General features: G+C 64.7%; 5 protein-coding genes and 1 pseudogene. All 6 read right to left on the reverse strand.

The features are described 5' to 3' along the window. Window positions 1-383 (reverse strand): 50S ribosomal protein L4 (gene rplD, locus Q7T84_RS11260; protein WP_304808802.1); only part of this gene is annotated, 383 nt, incomplete at its 3' end. Continuing rightward, complete coding sequence (gene rplC / locus Q7T84_RS11265; protein WP_304808803.1) at window positions 383-1,141, reverse strand: 50S ribosomal protein L3; 759 nt, start codon at window positions 1,139-1,141, stop codon at window positions 383-385. The genes rplC and rplD, both read right to left, overlap by 1 nt. Before the next feature lie 14 nt (window positions 1,142-1,155). Then, on the reverse strand, window positions 1,156-1,464 hold the full coding sequence (gene rpsJ / locus Q7T84_RS11270) for a 30S ribosomal protein S10 (protein WP_056730043.1): 309 nt from the start codon (window positions 1,462-1,464) through the stop codon (window positions 1,156-1,158). Between the two features lie 364 nt (window positions 1,465-1,828). Further along, on the reverse strand, window positions 1,829-2,662 hold the full coding sequence (locus Q7T84_RS11275) for a GIN domain-containing protein (protein ID WP_304808805.1): 834 nt from the start codon (window positions 2,660-2,662) through the stop codon (window positions 1,829-1,831). An 89-nt stretch (window positions 2,663-2,751) separates the two neighbouring features. Then, a complete protein-coding gene (locus Q7T84_RS11280; RefSeq protein WP_304808807.1) occupies window positions 2,752-4,233 on the reverse strand; it encodes an adenosine deaminase in 1,482 nt (493 codons plus the stop codon). 116 nt (window positions 4,234-4,349) lie between these two features. Further along, a pseudogene (tuf, locus tag Q7T84_RS11285) lies at window positions 4,350-4,475 on the reverse strand (elongation factor Tu); the annotation flags it as partial.

Genomic DNA, 4,475 nt, shown 5'->3' on the forward strand with positions numbered 1-4,475 from the left:
GCGTCCAGGACAACCAGCGAGCCGGTCTTCACCTTGGACGACAGCGCATGGCGCAGGGCCAGGGCGCGGAACTTCTTGGTCAGGTCGAAGGCGTGGCTGCGGACGACAGGCCCGTGAGCCTTGGCGCCGCCGACGAACTGAGCCGCACGACGCGAGCCGTGACGAGCGCCGCCGGTGCCCTTTTGCTTGTACATCTTCTTGCCCGTACGAGAGACCTCGTTGCGGACTTGAATTTTGTGGGTGCCGGCGCGGCGCTTGGCGAGCTGCCAAGTCACCACGCGCTGCAGGATGTCCCCACGGATGTCTTCGATACCGAAGATGGCGTCGGACAGTTCAATCGAACCGCCCTTCCCGCCGTCGAGCTTGATGACGTCGAGTTTCATTACTGTGCTTCGCCCCCAGCTTCAGGCGCTTCAGCCGGAGCTTCATCCACCGCCGGAGCCTCAACGACCGGAGCCGCTTGGCCAGCCTTGCGGAAGCTGCCCGGGACGGGAGCTTCTGCCGGACGTGCCGACTTCACCGCGTCGCGGATCTTCACGTAGGAACCTTCAGTGCCAGGCACGGAGCCCCGCACGAGGATCAGGCCGCGTTCAATGTCGACCCTCCAGACCGTGACGTTCAGGGTGGTGACGGTTTCCTGACCAAGGTGGCCAGCCATCTTCTTACCCTTGAAGGTCTTGCCCGGATCCTGACGTTGACCAGTCGAGCCGTGAGCCCGGTGAGAGACGGACACACCGTGAGTGGCCCGCATCCCGCCGAAGTTCCAGCGCTTCATGGCGCCGGCGAAGCCCTTACCGACCGTGGTCCCCGTGACGTCGACCTTCTGGCCGGGCACGAAGTGGTCGGCGATGAGCTCAGCGCCTACGTCGATCAGATTGTCCTCGGTCACGCGGAACTCAGCGAGTTCGTGCTTGGGCTCAACTTCCGCCTTAGCGAAGTGGCCACGCATGCCCTTGGAGGTGTTTTTGGCTTTCTTGGCGCCGGCTCCGAGTTGGAGAGCGACATAGCCGTCCTTGTCCTGGGTACGATGAGCCGTGACCTGGCAGCCTTCAAGGCTGAGCACGGTCACCGGCACATGGCTGCCAACTTCATCGAAGAAGCGAGCCATACCCAGTTTCTTGGCGATCACGCCGGTACGCATCGACCGATCCCCTCTTAAAGCTTGATCTCGACGTCCACGCCAGCGGACAGGTCGAGCTTCATGAGCGCGTCCACGGTCTGCGGGGTGGGGTCGACGATATCGAGCACGCGCTTATGCGTGCGGATTTCGAACTGCTCGCGCGACTTCTTGTCGATGTGCGGCGAACGGTTGACGGTGAATTTTTCGATGTGCGTCGGCAGGGGGATAGGCCCCCGGACGGTCGCGCCGGTGCGCTTAGCCGTATTGACGATCTCGCGTGTGGAATGGTCCAGCACGCGGTGATCGAAGGCCTTGAGCCGGATGCGGATGTTCTGACGATCCATATCGCTCTTTAGTTTCCCCTACAGACGACGAACGTCCGCGTGACATTGACCATTTCAAAGACCAACCCGAACGCCTCATAGGAGACATTCGTACGCGTAAGTCCGCAAAAACGAGATGAGCCCGCACGAACTGCTCGTGTGGACCCTGTCCTGAAACTCCGATTTCCACCGGATCCCAGACCGTTCTGCGGACCGCGTCTGTGCCTCAAATCGCTTCGAAGCACACAGCCGGTCCAACAGGAGGCGGGTCTATACGTCCCCGACTCGGTTCCGTCAAGGGTGGGAGGCGCCGGATGCCCGGTTCTTGCGACTTTCGAAGCAAGAAGCCGGCCAACGAATCCCGCCCAGGACCGAAGCTGCCTCTTTAACCGATCGTGACGGCTCCGGAACCCATAATAGTCTTGGAAACCGCACCTTTCACTTCACGGACCCGCACGTCCCCCGAGCCGGCGATTCTGGCTTTCAGGGTCTGGGCGACGCCGCGGAAGTCCACGTCTCCGGAACCGGCCACGGCGACGTTCATCGCGTCCACGCGGCCTGCCGCGACCTTCACGTCCCCCGAACCGGCGGCCTTGATATTGAGCGAACCCTCAACGGAGGCGGCGCGGACGTCTCCCGAGCCGGCGATGCTGATCTCCAGCGGGCCGTTGACGGCCATGGTCTTGATATCGCCTGACCCCGCCGCGTGGATCACGGCGCCTTTCGCCGATCCGGTGAAGGTGTCGCCCGAACCCGCCTGGGTGAGTTTGAGCTGATCGGAGACGTTGGCGATGATCCAGTCGCCGCAACCGGCGTTGGAGAGCTCCATGTTCGTGGACTTGCCCACGGCCCCATAGACGGCGCCGCCGGTCTGGATGTCGACGTCGCGCGGAGTGCGGATGACGACCTGCGGCATATCGGCGTAGGCGACCTGGCCCAGGCCCGCCACCTGGACCCGAACCCCGGCGCCCTGCCCCTCGCAGCTACGGATCTTGCGATCGAGGTCACCGTCGATCATCACCTTGCCGTTCGAGGTGCGCATGTGCAGCGGCAGCTTGGAGTTCGTGGAGAGGAACTCGACCTTGATGTCTCCGCGGGCCTCGGGGATGACGGTGACGCGGACGACGGCGTCCTTGATCTCCACCCTGGGCGGCGCGGCTTGCGCCACGCTCGCCGTGAAGACCATGCCGAAGCTGGCCGCAATCATCGGAAGACGCATGGTCCTCTCCGTTCTGTTGAACAACCTTGCGGCGACGGTAGGCTCCGCCACTGAAGGGGTCAGCTTAATTCGGGGTCATGACCTCCAGGTCATCTACGAGCGGCCTCGAACGCCTTGAGAAGCCGCTCATGGCGCCATTGCTCTCTGGCCTTGTCGCTCTTCGCCAGTAAGTCCGCGCAGGCCCCCGGCCGCGGCGTCTCGGCGCCAATCTGCCCGGCGCAGGCCTTGGCTGGCTGCCGGTAGATATTCGGATCGGTCCAGAGCCCCTCGCCCGCCAGGAACGAATAGGCGATCGCGTTCCGGGCCGAACGCTTCAGGTCGCCGTAGCTCGCGCCTTCATCGGCGGCCCGCGCATATTCGTGGGACAGGTCGATGCGCAGGATCCCGGCGTCGTCGGTCGACAGGCTTACCGGTAGGCCGCGTTCCCGCAGCCAGGCGTAAGGATGATGCGCGCCAGACACCTCCAGGATCACGTCGTTGGAGGTAAGGTTCACCTCGACGAGCACGCCCTTGGCGGCCATCTCAGCAGCCAGGGCCTCGGCGCCGTCCTCGTGCGGCAAGGCGGTACCGTGGCCGATCCGGCGTGCCCCCGCCACACGGACCGCCTCACCGACGTGGAAGCTCATATCCGCCGGGGTCGCATACTTGAACGACAACTCGCCGGCATGCAGGGCCGCGGGCGCCAGCCGCCCCTGCTCGGTCAGGAAACCGACCATCTTCATATGTTGGCTGTAGTTGGCCAGCGCCGAGGGGTGGTCCTCCGGCGCCACCAGGTGCAGGCCTACCCAGCGCTTGTCGGCCTGGACCAGGGCGACGCCCAACTGAAGCTGGGCGAAGGTGGAGGCAAGTGGGGCGACCCGGTTCGTCTGCACCAGATAGCGCACGGTCACCTGACAGCCCGGCCTGGCCTGCGGCGTTCCGCATTTCAGCGTCTCGCGCGCGGCCCCCTCCAGGGCGTCGGTCTGAGCGATCGCGGCCCCCACCAGCTTCTCGAGCCCGGCATCAATGAGCGCCTGCTTCTGAGCGGCCAGGTCTCCGTCCTTCCAGCCCACCTGCACGCCGAGGATGACCGCAGGGGCCGCCTGCGGCGTCACCATGGCCTCAAGATAGAAGGTGTTCTGCCGCGCCAGATCGTCCAGCACCTGGGCCAGCTCATCACCTGGACGCTTGTCGCCGGCCAGGCCGAAGCGGTTGAAGGCGCTGAAGAACTGGTCGTGCCCCGAGCGGCCGCCGAAGCCCGGCTGGCGTGTCGAGAGACTGTCATAGAGCGCCGAACGAAGGACGTCGTTCGCGAGGACGGAAGCCGCGCTCTTGAGATCTCCAGCCGGCGTACAGGGCGGCCGGAAGGCCAGGGTCGCGACATCCACGCATAGCCCGTCCTCGACCGCCCACTTCAGGAAGGTCTCGGGAAAGATCGCGCCGGAGACGTGATTGTGAAGCTCGCCCCCCTTGGGCATCGCCTTGGTGAAGGCGGTCAGTTCGCCAGAGGTCATCTTGGCGAGGTCAGGCGCGGCAAGCGCCGGCGTCGCTGACAGCGCGGCTAGAGCCGCGATCATTCCAAACAGTTTCATGGTCATAGCCCCCTGCCGCAAGCCGCCCGAGGGCAGGCCTCAAGTCAAGAAGGGGGACAACAAAAAGGCCGCCGGATTTCTCCGGCGGCCTGATCGTTAGGAAGGTGTCAGATCGCCTATTCGACGATCTTGGAGACGACGCCGGCGCCGACGGTGCGGCCGCCTTCACGAATGGCGAAGCGCAGGCCTTGGTCCATGGCGATCGGGGTGATCAGCTCGACGTCCAGCTCGGCGTTGTCGCC

This window comes from Phenylobacterium sp., assembly GCF_030654915.1.
Taxonomy (GTDB): Bacteria; Pseudomonadota; Alphaproteobacteria; order Caulobacterales; family Caulobacteraceae; genus Phenylobacterium.